Source organism: Sedimentibacter sp. B4 (assembly GCF_000309315.1).
In the GTDB taxonomy this organism is placed as follows: domain Bacteria; phylum Bacillota; class Clostridia; order Tissierellales; family Sedimentibacteraceae; genus Sedimentibacter; species Sedimentibacter saalensis.
Window position 1 is genome coordinate 12,570 of the sequence record NZ_CANG01000931.1, and the last position, 19,752, is coordinate 32,321.

Consider the following 19,752-nt stretch of genomic DNA (forward strand, 5'->3'; position numbering starts at 1 on the left):
TAATTTTTCATTCTTAATTATTCATTATTAATTTTTAAAGGATGTTTTTTAAATAGTGGCCTCTGGTGAAGCCATTTTCTTCAAGCACGTTTGATGTTTGAACACCGTTTATTTCGCAGTACATAGCATCAATTATTTCTTCCGGGTCTTCAAGCCACTTTGTGTCCACAAAGAAAAATTCGATTCCTGTACGTTCAAAGTCATATACTTTTCCTATGAGCGTCAATGGAACGCTGTTGTATATGTGAATTAGTTTGTTTTCTCTTTCAATGTTAAAATAAACGCCTTTTCTGTCCTTAAGCATTATTTTTTCCCTGTACTCGCACTTGCTGCAGTCCTGAAGGTTTTTGCAGTTTTTAACCATTGACATTGGGCAGTTTTTCATAACCATGAGCTGCGCATATGCATGGGATACTATTTCAGTCCTGAGAGTTGAATTCCGCGTGATGCTTTCCATGTCTTTTATGTTTGCTTCGATGGAAAATGTAATGCTTTCTGCTCCCTTACCCTTCAAAAGCTCCGCTGAAAATGAATTTATGATGTTGAAGAACGGTCCGCAGTGTATTTTTAACTTTGAGTTTTCCTTGAAGAAATAAAAACTTCCAGGATTGTTAACACATACACCGTCAAAAATTTCCTCATAAATCTTCATATTCTTGTCAAACAGAGCATATTCCGATTTTGACACTATGTTTGGTATCCAGAGGTATTTTTCTTCAACTTCTATTGTCTTTGCCATTTCCATGTCAAGATTGTATGGAACATAAACTCTTTTTACCTTCATGTTGTCTATGAATTCTATTTCATTGTTGTAATTTATTTTCAGGCTTATTTTTGCTCTTGCATCATTTTTGTTTTTCTCAAAATCGAACAACTTGCTGAGTGGTATGTTTCCTGCTTCTTTTCTTGAATAAACAACGGCTCCCTTTTCATAAAGAAGTTCAGTAGCTTCTCTTCTAAGCTGATTCAATGTGCTTTTTCTTAAGAACACATTTTCGTCACTGGCAATGTCTAGTTTTTCTAACTCATATATTGTACTTCCCAGTTTTCCCAGCTGTTCTTTTATTATTTCTTCTGTGGCAGGATTCTTAATGCTTGTTTCGCAAACTTCGCTGCTTTTCACAACAACTTCATTCTCCCCGTCTGTTGCCGTAAGAACAGCTTGTTCTCCAACCTTCAGTGAAATAGCAAATTTTATTTTTTTCCTTCTTAATGCTGAAAATTCATGAGCAATGTCCTTTGTTTCTTCCTCAATATTTTCAATATCATCACCTTTAACGCCAGAACTTGTTCTTGCAAACATCTCATCGTCCTTAGATGGTTTTAAATACCCGTTTGTATATCCTCTTGAAAATGTTGATATTGCTCTTTTTTCAAACTCATTGATGTCTGTGGTTTTGCCTGTCAGGTAATTGTCTATTATTTGTCTGTAATATTCCACCACTGCAGAAGTGTATTCAGGTCCTTTCATGCGACCTTCAATTTTAAATGTTTTAATGCCTGCATCAATTAGTTCTCCTATTGACTGTCCTGCATTGAAATCCTTCATGCTCAGCACAGGAATTGTTCCGAAGTCATCAAGTTCTTCTTTCTTTTCCTTGTCATAAAAGCTGTAATTAAGCCTGCAAGGCTGTGCGCATTTTCCTCTGTTGCCGCTTCTGCCTCCTAAAAAGCTTGACATGTAGCATTGACCTGAATAACAGGCACAAAGTGCCCCGTGTATGAAAATTTCAAGGTCAACATTTGTGTTTTCCAGAGTTTCCTTTAGCTGGCTAATGGACAGCTCTCTTGCCATTATGACTTTGTTTATATTAAAGTCTTCAAAAAATTTCACTCCATATTCATCATAAATGGCTGCCTGGGTGCTCATGTTCACGCTTAAATCAGGAAGAAACTTATTTATAAGGTACAATAATCCCAGATCCTGAACTATTACAGCATCTGCATCAGCATCATGCAGAAAAGCTGCATAGTTTAATGCATCTATCATTTCCGAATCTTTAAGTACTGTGTTCATAGTTACGTATACTTTCACACCCTTGTTGTGGGCGTAGCGAATTATATGTTTCATTTCCTCGTTATCAAAATTTTGTGAGTTTTGTCTTGCGTTGAATAACTTTCCTCCAAGATACACTGAATCTGCTCCGCTGTTAACTGCGGCATAAAATGATTCCATGCTTCCTGCAGGTGCTAAAAGTTCAATTTGTTTTTTCATGTTTTCTCCTGTTTTTAAAAAGGAACGCTTTTGCGTTCCCCTGGTTAATTAGACGTTTCATCCTCTAAAAGTTCCAACAATTCTCTGTTGTCTTTCTTAAGCTTACTGATTTCAAGCTGGTTCTGAAAATTTTCTGTTTCCTTGCGATTTAACCTGTCCTGCAGTTCATTGATGCTGTTTATTAGATTTTCCTTGTCGTTGTTAGTCATTAGCAGCTCTTCCAGGTATCTTTCCTTTTCATCGTTGATGTTTTCGTATTTTTTCTTCAATTCTTCTGTACTCTTTTTAAGTTCCAAAATTGACTTATCCTTGTTACTGATAACTTCATCTTTTTCATTCAGCTTGTTTTGAAGCAGCGTGATTTTATTGTTCAATGAATCAATGTCATTTTGCTTGGACTCTATGATCATGTTCATTTTTTGCTGATCGTCGCTGAAATTGTAAATTTTCTGAGATTTGTCCTCAAGATTTCCTTTAAGTTCCCTTATATTTTTTTCAAGCTGAACAACGTACTGTTCCCTTTCGTTGAGCTTTAGCTGAAGTTTTGAAATTCTTCCGTTTAAACTGCTCTTGGTGTTGTTCATGAAATTAATTTCTTTTGTGAAGTTTTCTCTTTCATTCTTAAATTCTTCACATAGTTCATTTAGTTCTTCGTTTTTGATTTTAAGCTCATTCATGAGCATTTCGCTTTTTACAAGCTGCTGTTCCTGCTCCGAAAGTTTTTCCTGAAGTTTTGAAATCTGTGAATTAAGATATTCCCTGTCATTGTCCCTTGCAAGAAGCTTTTCCCTGTATCTTTCCTTTTCAAGCACTGCTTCAGAAGATTTTGCATATGCTTCATCCTTTTCCTGCAGAGCCTTGATTTTTTCTTCCTTCAAAAGCTGTATTTCATCTTTGATTTCTTTTCTGTAGTCGCTTGCTTCCTTTGTAAGTTTAATATATTTATCCACAATCACAAATGAAGACAAAATCATCTTGTCTATTTCGTTAAAGCGTTTGTTTGCATTTGCTATTGAATTTATCTGATCATTCAGGACTGTTTCTATATTTTTCACATATTCGGGACTTTCATCAGTTTTTACGTTGTATTTTTTATCACCTATAACAATTTCTATTTTATTCATATAATCAAATCCCCTTTATATTATTTTCTTTTGATTCTGAATAATAACGGAATGACTAACATTTATTTAAAATTTCCGAATTTACTTCAATTATATACTAATATTAATGTAAAACACTTAAAATTTCAATAGCAAATAATACTTTTTGTTTATTTTTTAATTTTTTTCGGCAAAATGTAAACTATTCCGTGATTGATTTTCATTTTTGCGTGTATATATATAGTATTGAAATTCGGAGGTGAATATGATTTACAAAGATATTTTTAAAATTCAGAAAAATATGAGGGCTGTGCTTTTATCCCTTGTGCCTATAATTTTGTTTTCAGTGTATGTGTATGGGCAAAGAGTGCTTATTTTATTCATACTTGTGACAACAATAGGAACAGCCGCAGAATATCTGTGGGAAAAACACTATGGCAGCAAAGCATCTGAAGCCGTGTTTGTCACATGCATTCTTTACACAATGACCCTGCCGCCATCCATCCCCATGTGGATTGCAGCTATAGGAATTCTTTTTGGACTTTTCTTTGGAAAATTATTTTTCGGAGGTTTTGGACGCAATATTTTCAATCCGGCACTTGTGGGTCGTGCCTTTATTTATGTCAATTTTCCTGAACCCATGACCATATCTTGGAATGTGGCTTCTAGTTTTTTTCCTGGTGGATTTACAACTTATTTGACTCAAGAAATTGATGCAGTATCAAGTGCAACTCCAATGATAATGTTTAAAAATTCAGGAGCATTGTCTGATATTAAATCGCTTGTCCTTGGCACCATTCCAGGTGCGGTTGGAGAAACATGCAAAATTTTAATAATAATTTCGGCTTTATACTTAATTTACAAAAAAACTGCTTCTCACGAAATAATGCTTGGTTCATTAGCAGGTTTTACTTTATTATCAATTGTCTTGAGATTATCAGGTTTTAATGCAGCAAATCCCATTTATGGTATGATGATGGGAGGATTTCTGTTTGGAACCGTGTACATGGCAACTGATCCCATAAGTGCTGCAAAAACAAAGACAGGAAAATGGATTTACGGTTTAATAATAGGGGCTGTGACCATACTCATAAGGAGTATGTCTCTTTTTAACGGCGGAATGATGTTTGCAATACTAATAGGAAACACATTTGCCCCTATAATTGATTACTTTGTTAAAGAAGCAGAAAAAAAGAAAAAGGAGGCTGCAATATGAAAAACCAAAAATCATTTTTTTATCCGATTATTTTTATGACTGTTGTAACAGCCTTCTTCGTATTTATTCTTTCTGCATTCAGCCAAGCAACAAAAGATACAATTGCTTTTAACAACGAAAGCGAGCTAAGATATAAAATTCTTTACATATTCGACATTCTTCCGGAAAGTAAAAATCCAAAAGATATAGAAAAAGTTTTTAATGAACATGTTGAAGAAAGATTTACAGGCGGAAAGAACATTTATGTGCTCATGGACGGAGAAAAAGAAATTTCTTATGCAGTTCCTGTTGAAGGACCCGGTCTTTGGGGAACTATTTCAGGATATGTAGGACTTAACGAAGACTATTCAAAAATAACAGGCATTGATTTTGTCAAACAATCTGAAACGCCGGGGCTTGGAGGAAGGATTTCAGAAGAATCATACAAGGAACAGTTCAGAGAAATCGACATATCTGATTCTCAGGACGGCAAGTTTATAGTTTCCTCTCCCCAAAGCGGAAGCAATGTGGATGCCATTGCAGGAGCAACCCAGACTTCATCGGCTGTGGAAAAACTTATCAACGAAGATTTAAATGATTTTTTTAAGAAACTGGAGGTGAAATAATGAGCCTTAAGAAGGATGCAAAAAAAATCTTTAAAAAAGGAATATTATATGACAATCCAATACTGGTTCAGGTTATAGGAATTTGCTCAGCCCTGGCTGTGACAAACAGAATGATGAACTCCCTCATTATGGGAATTGCACTTTCATTTGTAACAGCATTTTCTTCCATGACCGTATCGCTTTTAAAAAGCCGCACCCCCAGACACATACGCATGATGGTCCAGGTTCTAATAATTTCTGCCTACGTAATTATTGTAGACATATTTTTAAAGGCATATATGATTGATATGAGCAAAGCACTGGGTCCTTATGTAGGGCTTATAATAACAAACTGCATTATTATGGGAAGGGCTGAAGGGTTTGCTCAGTCTAATCCGCCGTTATTATCATTCCTTGACGGTCTGTCTTCTGGTTTCGGGTACACTCTTGTACTTCTTTTTATTTCACTGGTAAGGGAACTGCTTGGATTCGGCACTGTGTTCGGAAGAGCTGTAATGCCTCAAAACTTCACAAAATGGACACTGATGGTAATGCCGCCCTCTGCATTCTTCATACTTGCTTTGATTATGTGGGCTGCATACAACTTAAGAACTAAAAAAGAAAAAGAAGGAGTTGAGAAAAAATGATTGATGTCCACCCATTTGTAATTTTCATAGCTTCAATTTTCACCAGCAACATGATATTTTCAAATTTTCTCGGAATGTGCTCCTTCATAGCTGTATCAAAGGAAATTCCAACTGCAATTGGACTTGGTGTTGCAGTCACCATGGTTCTTTCATTTACCACAGTACTGAACTACATTGTTTACTGGAACATACTTGTTCCTTTCGGCCTTGAATACCTCATGTATATAGTGTTCATCCTTGTCATTGCAGCATTTGTACAGCTTTTAGAAATGGTCATGGAAAGATATTTATCAAATCTTTACTACGCCCTAGGAATATTTCTTCCTCTCATAACCGTAAACTGCGCTATACTTGGTGTGTCTCTTTTCATGGTTGCAAGACAGTATGATTTTCTTCAGACATTTATGTTTTCTGTTGGCTCAGGAATCGGATGGGCTCTTGCCATAACGGCAATGGCAGGAATAAGATCAAAACTAAATGAAAATTCCATACCTGAAGGTTTAAGAGGCGCACCTATAACACTTATTATAACCGGCATCATGGCCCTGGCATTCATAGGCTTCAGCGGCATGGTTCAAATTCAATAGGAGGCCACCATGAGCACAATATTAACCACTACATTGATAATCTCTGCAATTACCTCAATCCTTGCTGCAATACTAACAGCTGCAGACAGGACAGTTGGAAATTATGGAGAAGTAAAACTCACCATCAACAATGAAAAAACTTACACCGTGGAAGGAGGAACCAGCCTTCTTTCAACACTGAGGAACGAAAAAATATTCATACCATCGGCCTGTGGAGGCAAGGGTTCCTGCGGCTACTGCAAAGTTGTGGTAACAGAGGGAGGAGGGCCTGTGCTTGCTACGGAACTTCCACTGCTCACAAATGAAGAGCTTGCAAAGAACATGCGTCTTTCATGTCAATGTAAATTAAAACAAGACATAAAAATTGAAATACCTGAAGAGCTTTTCAATGTGAAGGAATATGCTTCAACAGTTGTAAAAATGGAAAAAGTAACTCCAACAATCAAGTATCTGCGCTTTGATCTTGGCAATGAAGAGATAAACTTCAGACCAGGGCAATATGTACAGCTTAAGGCACCTGCATATGAAGGTAACGACGAAGAGGTTTACAGGGCATATTCTGTTGCTTCAAGCGTCAACGACAAACATGCAATCGAGCTTCTCATAGGATATACCGGAGGCATTGCAACAACATATGTTCATCAGCACCTGAATGTGGGAGACAATGTGCACATAAACGGACCCTATGGAGATTTCTACTACCACGAGGATGACAACGGCCCCATAATATTGGCAGGAGCAGGAACCGGCATGGCGCCCATACTTTCAATACTTAAGTACATGGCTGAAAATAACATCAACAGAGAAACAATATTTTTCTTCGGAGCAAAGACAATGTCAGATTTGTTCATGCTTGAACAAATCAAATATTTTGAAGAAAAACTTCCCGCTTTTAAATTCATAGCAACACTGTCTCGTGAAGAATCTCCTGATTGGAATGGAGACAGGGGAAGAGTTCCGGATTCAATAATAAAACATGTGGAAAATGGAGAAAATTATTCAGCATATCTTTGCGGCAGCCCTGCAATGATTGATTCCATAATAAAATCTCTGGAAGAAAAGAATATTTCTCTTAATAAAATTTATTACGACAAGTTCTAAATAATAAATTCCCTGAAAAAAAGCACGGCTTGTAAACTATATCAGTAGTCTAGCCGTGCTTTTTTATTCTTTGAATAATCATCTTTTGCCTTTAAATAAAAATTGCAACTCAATTCTTTTTTATAGAATATCTTTTTGAAGCCTCTATAAAACTGCTGAAAATATTGCAAAATATCGGATATCTCTCAAACATTATTTCAGGATGCCACTGAATACCCAGTGCAAAATCAAGTTCTGCAGATTCTATGCATTCTATTATTCCATCTTCAGTAAAAGCAGTTGCAATGTAATCTTCAGCCACATCCTTCACTGCCTGGTGATGAAAGGAATTTGTTTTAATCTTGTCTGCTTTTAATATGTTAAAAATCATGGAGTCTTTTAACAAATTAACCGTGTGGTGCTCATATCCTCCAAATGTGAACTTTGGAGAATGCCCGTTCGTATTTTGCCTCTGGGTGTAAATGTCCTGGTACAGTGTTCCTCCTGCAGCAATGTTCATGATTTGCTGACCCCTGCATATGCCAAGCATGGGCATGTTTCTTGCTGCGGCATGGTTGTACAATTTCACTTCAAATGCATCCCTATCGTAATCTATGGCACCTATTTGTCTGATTGGTTCCTCACCGAACAACAGAGGGTTTATGTCTCCGCCTCCTGTGAAGTAAATTCCGTCAACAAAACTTAAATATTTTTCTATTGTTTTTTCATCTTCAGTTATTGGAAGAATGACAGGCACGCCTCCATGTTGAAAAACAGCATTTAAATTGCTTTCGTTGACCTTTTCATAGTAAAATCCGTCTTCCATAATTTTATCAGCTGTAATACCGATTATGGTGTTCATTTTTACCTCCCCAAGAATTTTTTTACATCATAAGCAATGCTCTCAGGGTCCATATTGTTTTCCTTAAGCAGTTCTTCAACAGTGCCGTGTCTGATAAATTCATCAGGCAATGTCTTTATAAGAACGTCGGCATGATCTTGAAGTGCTGCTTTTACGCTTAAAGCAAAAGATCCCCATGGAACAGCTTCATCTATTACAACAGCCTTCTTTGTCTTCATTACTGATTTTAACAGCAAATTATCATCCAAAGGCTTTATGAATCTCAAATTTACAACTTCAGCATCAATGTTTTGCTCTTTTAATATTTCTCGGACATGAAGTGCAGTCACAACCATTTTGCCGCAGGCAGCTATGGTAACATCACTGCCTTCCTCAGTTACAATGCCCTTGCCTTTTTCTATTTTTTTATAGCTTCCGCTCACATATTCCTTGAGACTTCCTCTTGGATACCTTATGGCCACAGGTCCATCAATTTCATTCACTGCAAATTCAAGCATACTTTCAAGCTCTCTGTAGTCTGCAGGACACATGACAGTCATGTTTGGTATCTGCATCAAAAATGACTCATCAAACACCCCCTGGTGTGTTTCACCGTCATTTCCTACAAGACCTGCCCTGTCAACAGCAAGCACAACATGTAGATTTTGAATTGCAACATCATGAATTACCTGGTCATAAGCTCTTTGAAGAAATGAAGAATAAAGAGCCACAACAGGAACAATTCCGTTTGCAGCAAGTCCTGCAGCCATAGTAACTGCATGTTGTTCGGCAATACCTGCATCAAAAATTCTTTTGGGGAATTTTCTTGCAAAATTAGTGAGCCCTGTTCCATCTGTCATGGCTGCTGTAATGGCTACAACATTGTTGTTGTTTTCAGCTATTTCGCAAAGCTTCTTTCCAAATACATCAGAATACGACGCAACTGTAGATTCTTTTATGTTCTTTCCTGTTTCAATGTCAAATGCTGACACGCTGTGGTATTCATTTGGCCTTTGTTCAGCAAATTTATATCCTTTTCCTTTTTTTGTTACCACATGCATTATAAGAGGTCCTTCAATGTTTTTGGCAGTCTTGAAGGCTACTAACAAATCGTCAATGCTGTGTCCATCTACGGGGCCCATGTATGTGAGACCAAGCTCTTCAAAAAGCATTCCGGGAACAACCATCTGTTTGACTGCGTCCTTGGCTCTTTTTAAAAACGCTTTGACTTTCCCCCCTGCAACGGGCATGTTGTTTAATATTTTTTCAACATCCTTCTTTGTTGAAAGGTATCTTGTGTCCGTTCTGACCTTGCTTAAGTATTTTGACAGACCTCCCACATTTTTTGAAATTGACATTTCATTGTCGTTTAATATTATAATAAGTTTTGTATTGCTTCTTCCTGCATCGTTTAAAGCTTCAAATGCCATTCCTCCGGTTAGGGCTCCATCACCTATTACTGCAACTATTTCATAATTTTCTTTTTTCAGGTCTCTTGCCCTTGCCATTCCCATGGCTGCAGAAATAGAAGTGCTGCTGTGCCCTGTATCAAAACAGTCGTATATACTTTCAGCACGTTTTGGAAAACCGCTGAGGCCTTTCAACTGTCTCAAGGTAGACATTTCATTTTTTCTTCCTGTCAATATTTTATGAACATATGACTGATGTCCCACATCCCATATTATTTTATCTTCAGGAGTGTTTAATGAGTAGTGCATGGCTACTGTAAGCTCTACCACTCCAAGGTTTGAAGCAAGATGTCCTCCTGTTTTTGACACGCTTTGTATTATGTATTCTCTTATCTCATTGGCAAGTATGGGCAGCTCACTTGTTTTAAGCTGTTTTAACTCCAACGGAGAATTTACTTTATCTAAAAATTTCATTTTTACCTCTCAAGCATTTTATTGAGTATGCATTTAATAATTATATATTGTTTAAATATATATGTCAAAATTAATATTTTTATATCAAGGGTCAAAAATATTCTGTACTTTTAGTTAAATGTGTTATATTATATTTGTAATATTCATCAAATATAAATGACAAAACAAGGAAACATAATTACTGACAAAATGTCAGTCAGGTTGATGATAAAGTAATTTTCGACGTTGTCATTCTGAGGGCGTAGCCCGAAGAATCTCATGTTTTCAATAAAGATGAGATCCTTCACTATCGTTCAGGATGACAGCGTCAGGGTTTGTCAATAGTCTGACTGGCAAAATGTCAGTGCGTAACAATCACTCTAGAAATATTAGAAATTATATATGATTAAAATGGAGGACGATTATGAGCAAGAAATGGGTTTATATGTTTAAGGAAGGAAATGCTTCACAAAAATATCTTCTGGGTGGAAAGGGTGCCAATCTGTCAGAAATGACAAACATAGGTCTGCCAGTACCTCCTGGAATTACAGTCACTACAGAAGCATGCACAGAATTTTATGAGCAAGGAAAAAAATTAACTGAGGAAATAATAAATCAGATTAAAACACACCTGGCTCTATTGGAAGAACAAACAGGAAAAAAATTCGGAGACGTGGAGAATCCACTTCTTGTTTCAGTACGTTCAGGAGCAGCTTTTTCTATGCCTGGAATGATGGATACAATTTTAAATCTTGGACTCAATGACAATACAGTTGAAGGTATGGCTTTAAAGACTGGAAATCCTCGTTTTGCTTACGACAGCTACAGAAGGTTCATTCAGATGTTCGGTGATGTTGTACTTGAAATTCCAAAATACAAGTTTGACAACGTGCTGGACGACGCAAAGGAAAAAAACAACTACAAATACGACACAGAACTCACTGCAGATGATTTAAAGCAACTGGTCAAAGAATTCAAGGAAATTTACAAAAGAGAAACAAAGACTGTCTTCCCTCAGGAACCTGAGACTCAGCTCCTCATGGCTGTTGAAGCAGTATTCAGGTCATGGAACAATCAAAGAGCCATAACATACAGAAATCTTTATGACATTCCTCACAACTTGGGAACTGCAGTAAATGTACAGTCCATGGTTTTCGGAAACATGGGAGAAAGTTCTGGAACAGGCGTTGCCTTTACCAGAAACCCTTCCACCGGAGAAAAGAAGGTTTTTGGAGAATTTCTAATCAATGCTCAAGGTGAAGACGTTGTTGCTGGAATAAGAACTCCACTTGCAATTGACAAATTAAACGACGTTATGCCTGAAATATATAAAGAATTCATGGAATCTGCCAACACACTTGAACAACATTATAAAGACATGCAGGACATTGAGTTCACCATTGAACAGGGAAAATTATACTTCCTTCAGACCCGTAACGGAAAAAGGACAGCAGAAGCAGCTCTTAGAGCTGCAGTAGAAATGGTTGGTGAAAATCTTATTGACAAGAAGACTGCTGTAATGAGAGTTGATCCAAAATCATTAGATCAGCTTCTTCACCCTAAATTTGATCCTGATGATTTGAAGAATGCAGTTCCTGCAGCAAAGGGCCTTCCTGCATCTCCTGGAGCAGCAACAGGAAAAATATACTTCACAGCAGATGAAGCAGTGGCTGCAGCTAAAAATGGTGAAGCTACCATACTGGTAAGAAAAGAAACATCTCCTGAAGACATTGAAGGAATGAACAAAGCCAAAGGAATTCTCACTTCAAGAGGAGGAATGACATCCCATGCTGCAGTTGTTGCAAGAGGAATGGGAAAATGCTGTGTAGCAGGATGTGAAACAATATTTGTTGATGAAGCAAGAAAAACAATGACAATTGAAGGTAAAGTCTACACTGAAGGAGATTATATCTCTCTTGACGGAAGCACCGGCAATGTATATATAGGAAAAATAAAGACTGTAGAAGCAAATATTTCAGGAAACTTCGGAATACTTATGGAATGGGCAGATGAGTTCAGAAAGCTTAAAATAAGAACTAACGCAGACACTCCAAACGATTCAGCAATGGCTGTAAAATTCGGAGCTGAAGGAATAGGCCTTTGCAGGACAGAGCACATGTTCTTTGAAGAAAGCCGTATTTTTTCAGTTAGAAAAATGATTATTGCTGACACAGTTTCTCAAAGAGAAAAAGCATTGGCTGAAATTCTCCCAATGCAGAAGAATGACTTCAAGGGAATATTCAAAATCATGGGAGTTCGTCCTGTAACAATAAGACTTCTTGATCCTCCTCTTCATGAGTTCATTCCTACAAACAAACAAGACATAGAAGACCTGGCACGAGACATGAATGTTCCTGTTGATAAGCTGACAGACAAAATAAACTCTCTTCACGAGTTTAACCCAATGCTTGGACACAGAGGCTGCCGCCTTGCAGTAACATATCCTGAAATAGCAAAAATGCAGGCTAGAGCAATAATGGAAGCTGCAATAGAGGTATCAAAGGAAGAAAATATCACAATTGTTCCTGAAATAATGGTTCCTCTTGTTGGAAAGAAATCAGAACTTGACTTTGTAAAGAAATATATTGTTGAAACAGCTGAAGCAGTAAAAAAAGAAATGAATTCAGACATCGAGTATCTTGTTGGAACAATGATAGAAGTTCCAAGAGCATGCGTGACAGCTGATGAAATTGCAGAAGCAGCAGATTTCTTCTCATTCGGAACAAACGACCTCACTCAGATGACATTTGGATTTTCAAGAGATGACGCCGGAAAATTCATCAATGACTACAAGGAAGTTGGAATACTTGAACAAGATCCGTTCCAGAGCATTGACCAGGACGGAGTTGGAAAAATGGTTGAAATGGCAGTGAAGCTTGGAAGAGCTGCTAAGGACCACATTCACCTGGGAGTTTGCGGAGAGCACGGCGGCGACCCTGCATCCATTGAATTCTTCCACAGAACAGGACTTGACTATGTTTCCTGCTCACCATTCAGAGTTCCAATAGCAAGACTTGCAGCAGCACAATCAGCAATAAAGAACAATTAATAATTAATAAAAAGTTAAAATAAAAAAATCAGGCTTGCCTGATTTTTTTTGTCATTCATTCTTACTTCTTAACTCTTAATTATTAATTTCTTTAACGTTTAGGTTTTTATAAGTGTTGAAGTTAAACTTAAGCCCGTTGTTCTCATGGAGCTCTGAAGCAAATGTCAGCAACCAGTCCTGGTCCTGATCGAAGTTGTGAAGATATGAGTCAGCATCTTTGACAGCATCAACCTTTGTTATGTAAGCTTCACTGCAGTATGGATAAAGCTCATTGTAAATTTTGCTTCCTCCAATTACAAACACATCATCGCTGTTATATTTTTTTACCTCTTCAAGAAGCTCCTCCACTGAATGAACTACAGTGCATCCTTCTTTTTCATAATTCTTGTCAGTTGTCATTACAATGTTCACTCTGTTTTTCAGAGGATTTCCTCCCGGAAGTGAAAGAAGTGTTATTCTGCCCATAACAACTGTTTTGTTTTTTGTGGTTTCCCTGAAGAATTTCATGTCATCTGGCAAATCAAAAAGCAAATCTCCGCTATTTCCTATTCCCCAGTCTTTTGCCACAGCTACTATTAATTTCATGCTTACTCCTTATACCGCTATAGGTACTTTTGTTTTAAAAGGATTATATTCATAATTTATGAGTTTAAAGCTGTCAACTGTAAAATCATAAAAATTGTCAATGGATTTGTCTATTTCAAATATAGGCGCATCATGTTCAACTCTTTCGATAAGCTCTTCAATTATTGGAACATGTCTGTCATAAATGTGAGCATCTGATATTACATGAATAAGTTCTCCCGGAACAAGGCCGCTTACCTGTGCCATCATATGTACAAGAAGTGAATACTGCACAACATTCCAGTTGTTTGCTGCAAGCACGTCCTGTGAACGCTGGTTAAGTATGGCATTTAACTTGTTTCCTGAAACATTGAATGTCATGCTGTATGCACATGGGTAAAGGTGCATTTCATTTAAATCCTGGAAATTGTAAATGTTGGTCATAATTCTTCTGCTTGCAGGGTTGTTTTTTAAATCATAAATGACCCTGTCAACCTGATCAAATTCGCCTTCCTTGTACTTGTGCTTCAATCCCAGCTGGTATCCGTATGCTTTACCTATGGAACCTGATTCGTCTGCCCATGAATCCCAGATGTGGCTGTTAAGGTCGTTTACGTTGTTTGATTTTTTCTGCCATATCCACAGAAGTTCATCTGCGGCTGCAGTGAAATTTGTCCTCCTCAATGTCAGGATAGGAAAATTTTCCTGCAGATTGTATCTGTTTACTATTCCGAATTTTTTTATGGTATGGGCAGGTGTGCCGTCCTCCCACCTTGGCCTCACATCATAATCTGTGTCCCAAACTCCGTTTGTGAGTATATCTTTGCAAGTTTCTATAAAAATTTTATCTGCTGTGCTCATGCGGAACCTCCTGTCTAATTAATATTTATATTATACAATAGCCGGACTTTCTTTACAATATAAAAAAGAGAACTATTCGTTCCCTGTTATTTCATGGTGTTTTGATTTATGAAATTTTTAATCTGCATTTTCTGATCAAATCCTGACACCCTCATTGCCTCTGAATTTTCATTTTCAAAGTTTTTGAAATAAATGCACATTTCTCCGTCCTTAGTGTCATCGTACCTTATGCATCTGTATCCGCTGTCGTACATTTTTTTGATTTTATCAAATTCGTCCATAATACACTCCCCAAGTATTTTTTATACTATATTATTGACGCATATCCATAAATTATTACATTTTTCCAAAAAAAAATTAAGTCCTTGAACTACTGTGTAATTCAAAGACTTACGCTGTTTTGAATTTTCTTTCAGATGCTTCTTCATAAAGGGCACTGAGCACTTCTTTATCAAACAGCGATTCAACTGACGGTATTATTATGTCCGCAGTATCTTTTAAGTTTATTTTGCTGCTCACACCGGAAAGTACTCCTACTCCAATGGCTCCTGAATTTCTTGCAAATATCATGTCGTTGTATGAGTCTCCTACTATAGCAACCTCATATGGCTTTAATCCGTACATTTCACAGAATCTTACGCACATGTCCTTGTGTGGTTTTGGTTTCATTACTCCGTCATAGGAACCGAAGAAATCATACATGTCCTGATGGTTCAGTTTGTTCACCATGTGCATTGCAGACTGATATGTGTCTGCTGTTGCCAGTCCTACCTTTATTCCGTTTTCTTTAAGATGATTGAACAATGCTCTTAAATCTGTGGTTTCCCTTATATCCGCATCGTCTCTCAGCACTTCGTTTCTTAAAAGATCTGCCACATGAACTTTGAAATCTTCAAAATCTATATTTCTGTACCTGCTCAGGATGAAATGCATTTCTAAAGCCACGTGTTCATGGGTTTTATAAGCCAGTGCACCGAATGGTTCCACTCCGTTTTCAGTTATTCCTATGGACTTTTCAAGTTCTCTGTTTAAATTATTGTCCTTTATTCCATATTCGCTTAAAATTGATTTAATCATGTTTACTCCGGCATTTCTCCACAATGAAAAGTCTATTATGGTTCCGTCTTTGTCAAACAATATTCCTTTTATCATATTTTCACCTCCTTGTACACAATATCACTCATTTGTAAAAATTAAAATAGTGTATTGTAAAATATATGTATATTATATACCCCCAAGCTTTATAAAGTCTTAAAGAGTAATGCTGTATTATATAACATAATTAATAAAATGTGAATACTTTTTTTATAGAATAGGACATTAGTCCCCTTAGCGAAAGTAGTGTAACAACTTCAGACTATTGACAAACCCCGACGCTGTCATCCTGAACGTTAGTGAAGGATCTCCCACTGAAAAGATGAGATTCCGCAGTTTCGCACACAAATTTATTTATCTCTATCGCTCATATAAATTTGGTGCTCATTGCGAATGACCTACCGCTATTTTTCACAAAAGCACCTGAAAAATAGGTTAGGTCATCTTTCGGGCTACGCCCTCAGAATGACACGGTCGAATGTTACTTTGTTACCAAAATAAAATTTTAGCAACTTCTTTACATATTCAAATTATCCATAGAAAAGTATATTTGTCAAAAAAATGCAGATAATACAATATCATTACAGAAAGGTTGTGTTTTTATTGAGAGTGCCAAGACATATTGGAATAATACCAGACGGCAACAGGCGCTGGGCACAGGACAAGGGATATGAAAAGAAAGATGGCTACCAGTACGGCCTCACACCCGGTCTTCATGCATTGTACCTTGCCAGGGAATACGGAATAAATGAAATTACATATTATGGTTTCACGACAGACAACTGCAAAAGACCAAGAATACAAATTGACTCTTTTGTTAAGGCATGTGTTGATGCAGTTAATTTAATCGCGAAGGAAGATGTGTCTCTTTTAGTCATAGGAAACAAAAATTCACCCATGTTTCCTGAAGAACTTCTCAAGTTTACAAACAGAACAAACATAGGCAGAGGTGGCATGAAAGTGAACTTTCTTGTTAACTATGGATGGGACTGGGACATATCAAACTTATCTAACAATACAGGAAGAAAAAGCATACTGGACGGGCTTTATTCAAGAGATATATCAAGAATAGACCTTATACTCAGGTGGGGAGGTAGAAAAAGGTTGTCCGGATTTTTGCCGCTGCAGTCTGTTTATTCAGACATCTACACCATTGATGACATGTGGCCTGATTTCAAACCGGAACAATTTCATGAGGCCATGAAGTGGTACAACATGCAGGATGTGACGCTGGGAGGATAAGTTATCTGTCTCGACAAAAAAATGTGACGGCACTCGCTAGAGGACAAAGCCGTCACTTTTCTGTTATTTAGGTATTACAATTTGTGCATCTTTCGCTTCTCTGTAAAGCACAAATTTGTTTCCTATACTTTGAACAAACTCAGCTCTCACTGACTCAGCAATTTCATTGGCAGTTTGTTTTGCCTCAAGCTGACTGTTGTTCAGCAGTTTTATCTTAATTAGTTCTCTTGCTTCCAAAGCGTCGTCAATCTGCTTGAGCACATTGTCTGTAACGCCGCCTTTGCCTATCTGCATAATGGGATCTATTCCGTTTGCAAGAGACTTTAAATAACTTCTTTGTTTTCCTGTTAGCATTTGTCCTCCTTTAGAACATTGTATGAAAAGCATTCAGTGCATTGACTAATAATCTATTAGTCTACGAAGTCGAATTCTATTCCGCACACGCTTATGAGATCTCCTTCTTTTGCACCAAGCTCTCTTAACTTTTCAATTACGCCCTTGTCAATAAGAACCTTCTGGAAGTAGCTGAATGATTCAAAGTCATCAAAGTTTGTAGAAGCAACCAGCCTTTCAAGAAATTCTCCTTCAGCCAGGAAGTAATCTTCTTCCCTGGAAACAACAATGGTGTCTCTTTCTTTTCTGTCAAAGAATTGTTCAACCTGTACTTCATCAACAAATTCAATTTCTTCTTCGATTTCAAGAAGTCTTTCGTAAGCTCTTTTCTTGAGGAAATCAAGACCTTCGCCTGTTGCAGCAGATACTTCTATTATTTCGTAATCTATGAATTCTTTTTTTATTTTTTCCACATTTTCTAATGACTGAGGAAGGTCCATTTTGTTAAGAACAATGATCTGTTCCTTCTTGGTCAATTTTTCGCTGTAGTTTTTCAGTTCTTCATTGATTTTATAAAAATCTTCTACAGGGTCTCTGTCTTCCTGGCCTGAGGCATCAATTACATGCAATAGAAGCTTTGTTCTTTCCACATGTCTTAAAAATTCAAGACCAAGTCCGGCACCCTCGCTTGCACCTTCTATAAGTCCAGGAATGTCTGCAAGAACATAGCTGTGGCCTTCACCTATCATAACAACTCCGAGATTCGGTTTCAGCGTTGTGAAATGGTAATTGGCAATTTTTGGCTTAGCACTTGTTACTGATGCCAGTATAGTAGATTTCCCTACGTTTGGAAATCCAACGAGGCCCACATCGGCTATGAGCTTAAGCTCAAGCAAAACTTCTCTTTCTTCACCCTTTGTTCCGGGCTCAGCAAAACGAGGCGTACGTCTTATGGAATTTTTAAACTTAACGTTTCCTTTTCCACCGCGTCCTCCTCTTGCACACACATATTCCTGTCCATCTACTTTTAAATCTGCCAATACAATGCCGGTTTCTTCATCCTTTACCAGTGTTCCTGTCGGAACTCTCAAGTACATATCTTTTCCGTCCGAACCGTATTGTTTCTTGCCCCTGCCGTCCTCGCCGTTTTCGGCCTGATAGTGCCTCTTATATCTGAAATCCATCAATGTTCTCAAGCCTTCATCAGCAACCAATATTATGCTTCCGCCGTCTCCGCCGTCTCCGCCGGCTGGTCCGCCCAGTGGCACATATTTTTCACGTCTGAAAGCAACACTGCCGTTTCCGCCTTTGCCGGCCTTAACATTAATTTTTGCTATGTCTACAAACATTTTATCCCAACCTTTTCTAATTTGGGGACATTCCCCTAAGCCTACTCCAAAGACTCACCCTGCTTAGGGGTGTGTCCCCATTCCTTTAAAACAAAAACCTACCGTTAAGGTAGGTCACTTTCGTTTATTATGCTTCTAATTCACAAGGATATACACTGACTTGCTTTCTTGTTTTGTCTTTTCTTTCAAACTTTACTTTTCCGTCTACCATTGCAAACAATGTATCATCGCTGCCGATGCCTACATTCAATCCAGGATGAAGTTTAGTTCCTCTTTGTCTTACAAGAATATTTCCAGCCAATACGAATTGACCGTCAGTTCTTTTTACTCCAAGTCTTTTAGCATTGCTATCACGACCGTTTTTAGAGCTACCAACACCTTTTTTATGTGCGAATAACTGTAAGTTTAATTTCAATAACATGGTTACACCTCCTCAAATTTAAGTGTAATATAATCACTGTAATCTTCCAGCAACAATTCAATTCCTACCATAAAGTTTCTGTATATGACATCAGTCTTATCATTTATCTTCAAAGTCCTCATGTTCATAAATCCGGTTTCTTCATCAACTTCATAACTTATGAATTCAGGACTCACACCTGCAACTAAGTTCATTGCGTTAAGTGCAGTGTAAGATAAAATTGAAACTGATGCGCATACTATGTCCGATCCTTCTTCAGCGTATCCAGAATGACCTTCAACTATAAAACCATTGATTTCTTCTTTAGTTTTATATATTGTGATTGTAATCATATCACTATCCAACTATTTTACCGATTTTTACTTGTGTATATGGCTGACGATGACCTTGTTTCTTTCTGTAGTCTTTTTTAGCTTTGTATTTGAAAATTATGATTTTCTTTGCTTTACCTTGGTTTTCAACTACAGCTTCAACTACCGCTCCGTCAACATATGGTTTTCCAACATTTAATTTTCCTTCTTCAGCTACAAGTAAAACTTTATCAAATTTTACTGTTTCACCATCAGCGATTTCAAGTTTTTCAACTCTTACAACATCGCCTTCCTGAACTCTATATTGTTTTCCACCTGTTTCAATAATTGCGTACATAATATTACCTCCTCTTCCCAGTCTCGCCATTGCAGGTACATAAAGTTTTAACCTG

The 19,752-nt window shown here is 37.3% G+C and carries 20 protein-coding genes; 7 read left to right on the plus strand and 13 right to left on the minus strand.

Annotation, left to right across the window (positions count from 1 at the left end):
- Positions 1-34: 34 nt before the first annotated feature.
- Positions 35-2,215, minus strand: coding sequence for a U32 family peptidase (locus tag BN358_RS15925; protein ID WP_019229528.1), 2,181 nt, complete (start codon positions 2,213-2,215; stop codon positions 35-37).
- Between the two features lie 44 nt (positions 2,216-2,259).
- The gene (gene zapA, locus BN358_RS15930) at positions 2,260-3,339 is read right to left on the minus strand and encodes a cell division protein ZapA (RefSeq protein WP_019229529.1); all 1,080 of its coding nucleotides are present in this window, start codon (positions 3,337-3,339) and stop codon (positions 2,260-2,262) included.
- Between the two features lie 244 nt (positions 3,340-3,583).
- Here zapA and BN358_RS15935 point away from each other — a divergent pair, with 244 nt between their 5' ends.
- From BN358_RS15935 to BN358_RS15955, 5 genes are read left to right on the plus strand one after another with little or no spacing between them, the layout of a single operon-like run.
- Positions 3,584-4,534, plus strand: coding sequence for an RnfABCDGE type electron transport complex subunit D (locus BN358_RS15935; protein ID WP_019229530.1), 951 nt, complete (start codon positions 3,584-3,586; stop codon positions 4,532-4,534).
- Positions 4,531-5,139 carry an FMN-binding protein gene (locus tag BN358_RS15940; RefSeq protein WP_019229531.1) on the plus strand — a complete coding sequence of 203 codons (609 nt, stop codon included), beginning with the start codon at positions 4,531-4,533 and terminating at the stop codon, positions 5,137-5,139. The genes BN358_RS15935 and BN358_RS15940 overlap by 4 nt, the downstream gene beginning before the upstream one ends.
- On the plus strand, positions 5,139-5,765 hold the full coding sequence (locus BN358_RS15945) for an NADH:ubiquinone reductase (Na(+)-transporting) subunit D (protein WP_019229532.1): 627 nt from the start codon (positions 5,139-5,141) through the stop codon (positions 5,763-5,765). The genes BN358_RS15940 and BN358_RS15945 overlap by 1 nt, the downstream gene beginning before the upstream one ends.
- Positions 5,762-6,352: an NADH:ubiquinone reductase (Na(+)-transporting) subunit E gene (locus tag BN358_RS15950; RefSeq protein ID WP_019229533.1), complete on the plus strand. Its 591-nt coding sequence runs from the start codon at positions 5,762-5,764 to the stop codon at positions 6,350-6,352. Before BN358_RS15945 ends, BN358_RS15950 begins: the two co-directional genes overlap by 4 nt.
- 9 nt (positions 6,353-6,361) lie before the next feature.
- On the plus strand, positions 6,362-7,453 hold the full coding sequence (locus BN358_RS15955) for an NADH:ubiquinone reductase (Na(+)-transporting) subunit F (RefSeq protein WP_019229534.1): 1,092 nt from the start codon (positions 6,362-6,364) through the stop codon (positions 7,451-7,453).
- Positions 7,454-7,562: 109 nt separating this feature from the next.
- Here the strand turns inward: BN358_RS15955 and BN358_RS15960 are convergent, their stop codons facing one another.
- Positions 7,563-8,294 (minus strand): gamma-glutamyl-gamma-aminobutyrate hydrolase family protein, encoded by a 732-nt coding sequence (locus BN358_RS15960; protein WP_019229535.1) that lies wholly within the window; start codon positions 8,292-8,294, stop codon positions 7,563-7,565.
- Between the two features lie 2 nt (positions 8,295-8,296).
- Positions 8,297-10,156, minus strand: coding sequence for a 1-deoxy-D-xylulose-5-phosphate synthase (gene dxs / locus BN358_RS15965; RefSeq protein WP_019229536.1), 1,860 nt, complete (start codon positions 10,154-10,156; stop codon positions 8,297-8,299).
- 403 nt (positions 10,157-10,559) lie between these two features.
- Here dxs and ppdK point away from each other — a divergent pair, with 403 nt between their 5' ends.
- Positions 10,560-13,184 (plus strand): pyruvate, phosphate dikinase, encoded by a 2,625-nt coding sequence (ppdK, locus tag BN358_RS15970; RefSeq protein WP_019229537.1) that lies wholly within the window; start codon positions 10,560-10,562, stop codon positions 13,182-13,184.
- 75 nt (positions 13,185-13,259) lie between these two features.
- Here the strand turns inward: ppdK and BN358_RS15975 are convergent, their stop codons facing one another.
- The 4 genes from BN358_RS15975 to BN358_RS15990 all read right to left on the minus strand — a co-directional run bounded on the left by BN358_RS15975 (position 13,260) and on the right by BN358_RS15990 (position 15,761).
- Positions 13,260-13,769, minus strand: coding sequence for a dihydrofolate reductase (locus BN358_RS15975; RefSeq protein ID WP_019229538.1), 510 nt, complete (start codon positions 13,767-13,769; stop codon positions 13,260-13,262).
- Between the two features lie 9 nt (positions 13,770-13,778).
- A complete protein-coding gene (thyA, locus tag BN358_RS15980; protein ID WP_019229539.1) occupies positions 13,779-14,609 on the minus strand; it encodes a thymidylate synthase in 831 nt (276 codons plus the stop codon).
- An 86-nt stretch (positions 14,610-14,695) separates the two neighbouring features.
- A complete protein-coding gene (locus BN358_RS15985; RefSeq protein WP_019229540.1) occupies positions 14,696-14,890 on the minus strand; it encodes a hypothetical protein in 195 nt (64 codons plus the stop codon).
- 109 nt (positions 14,891-14,999) lie between these two features.
- Positions 15,000-15,761 carry an HAD family hydrolase gene (locus tag BN358_RS15990; RefSeq protein ID WP_019229541.1) on the minus strand — a complete coding sequence of 254 codons (762 nt, stop codon included), beginning with the start codon at positions 15,759-15,761 and terminating at the stop codon, positions 15,000-15,002.
- A gap of 546 nt (positions 15,762-16,307) precedes the next feature.
- Between BN358_RS15990 and uppS the strand changes: the two genes are divergently transcribed.
- Positions 16,308-16,946, plus strand: a complete 639-nt coding sequence (gene uppS, locus BN358_RS15995) for a polyprenyl diphosphate synthase (protein ID WP_019229542.1) — start codon at positions 16,308-16,310, stop codon at positions 16,944-16,946.
- 63 nt (positions 16,947-17,009) lie between these two features.
- Here the strand turns inward: uppS and yhbY are convergent, their stop codons facing one another.
- The 5 genes from yhbY to rplU form a co-directional block, all read right to left on the minus strand.
- On the minus strand, positions 17,010-17,300 hold the full coding sequence (yhbY, locus tag BN358_RS16000; RefSeq protein WP_019229543.1) for a ribosome assembly RNA-binding protein YhbY: 291 nt from the start codon (positions 17,298-17,300) through the stop codon (positions 17,010-17,012).
- 56 nt (positions 17,301-17,356) lie between these two features.
- On the minus strand, positions 17,357-18,628 hold the full coding sequence (obgE, locus tag BN358_RS16005) for a GTPase ObgE (RefSeq protein ID WP_019229544.1): 1,272 nt from the start codon (positions 18,626-18,628) through the stop codon (positions 17,357-17,359).
- A gap of 127 nt (positions 18,629-18,755) precedes the next feature.
- Entirely contained in the window at positions 18,756-19,049 is a 294-nt protein-coding gene (rpmA, locus tag BN358_RS16010; protein ID WP_019229545.1) for a 50S ribosomal protein L27, read from the minus strand.
- Between the two features lie 2 nt (positions 19,050-19,051).
- The gene (locus tag BN358_RS16015) at positions 19,052-19,381 is read right to left on the minus strand and encodes a ribosomal-processing cysteine protease Prp (protein ID WP_019229546.1); all 330 of its coding nucleotides are present in this window, start codon (positions 19,379-19,381) and stop codon (positions 19,052-19,054) included.
- 4 nt (positions 19,382-19,385) lie between these two features.
- Positions 19,386-19,697, minus strand: coding sequence for a 50S ribosomal protein L21 (gene rplU, locus BN358_RS16020; RefSeq protein WP_019229547.1), 312 nt, complete (start codon positions 19,695-19,697; stop codon positions 19,386-19,388).
- Positions 19,698-19,752 lie beyond the last annotated feature (55 nt).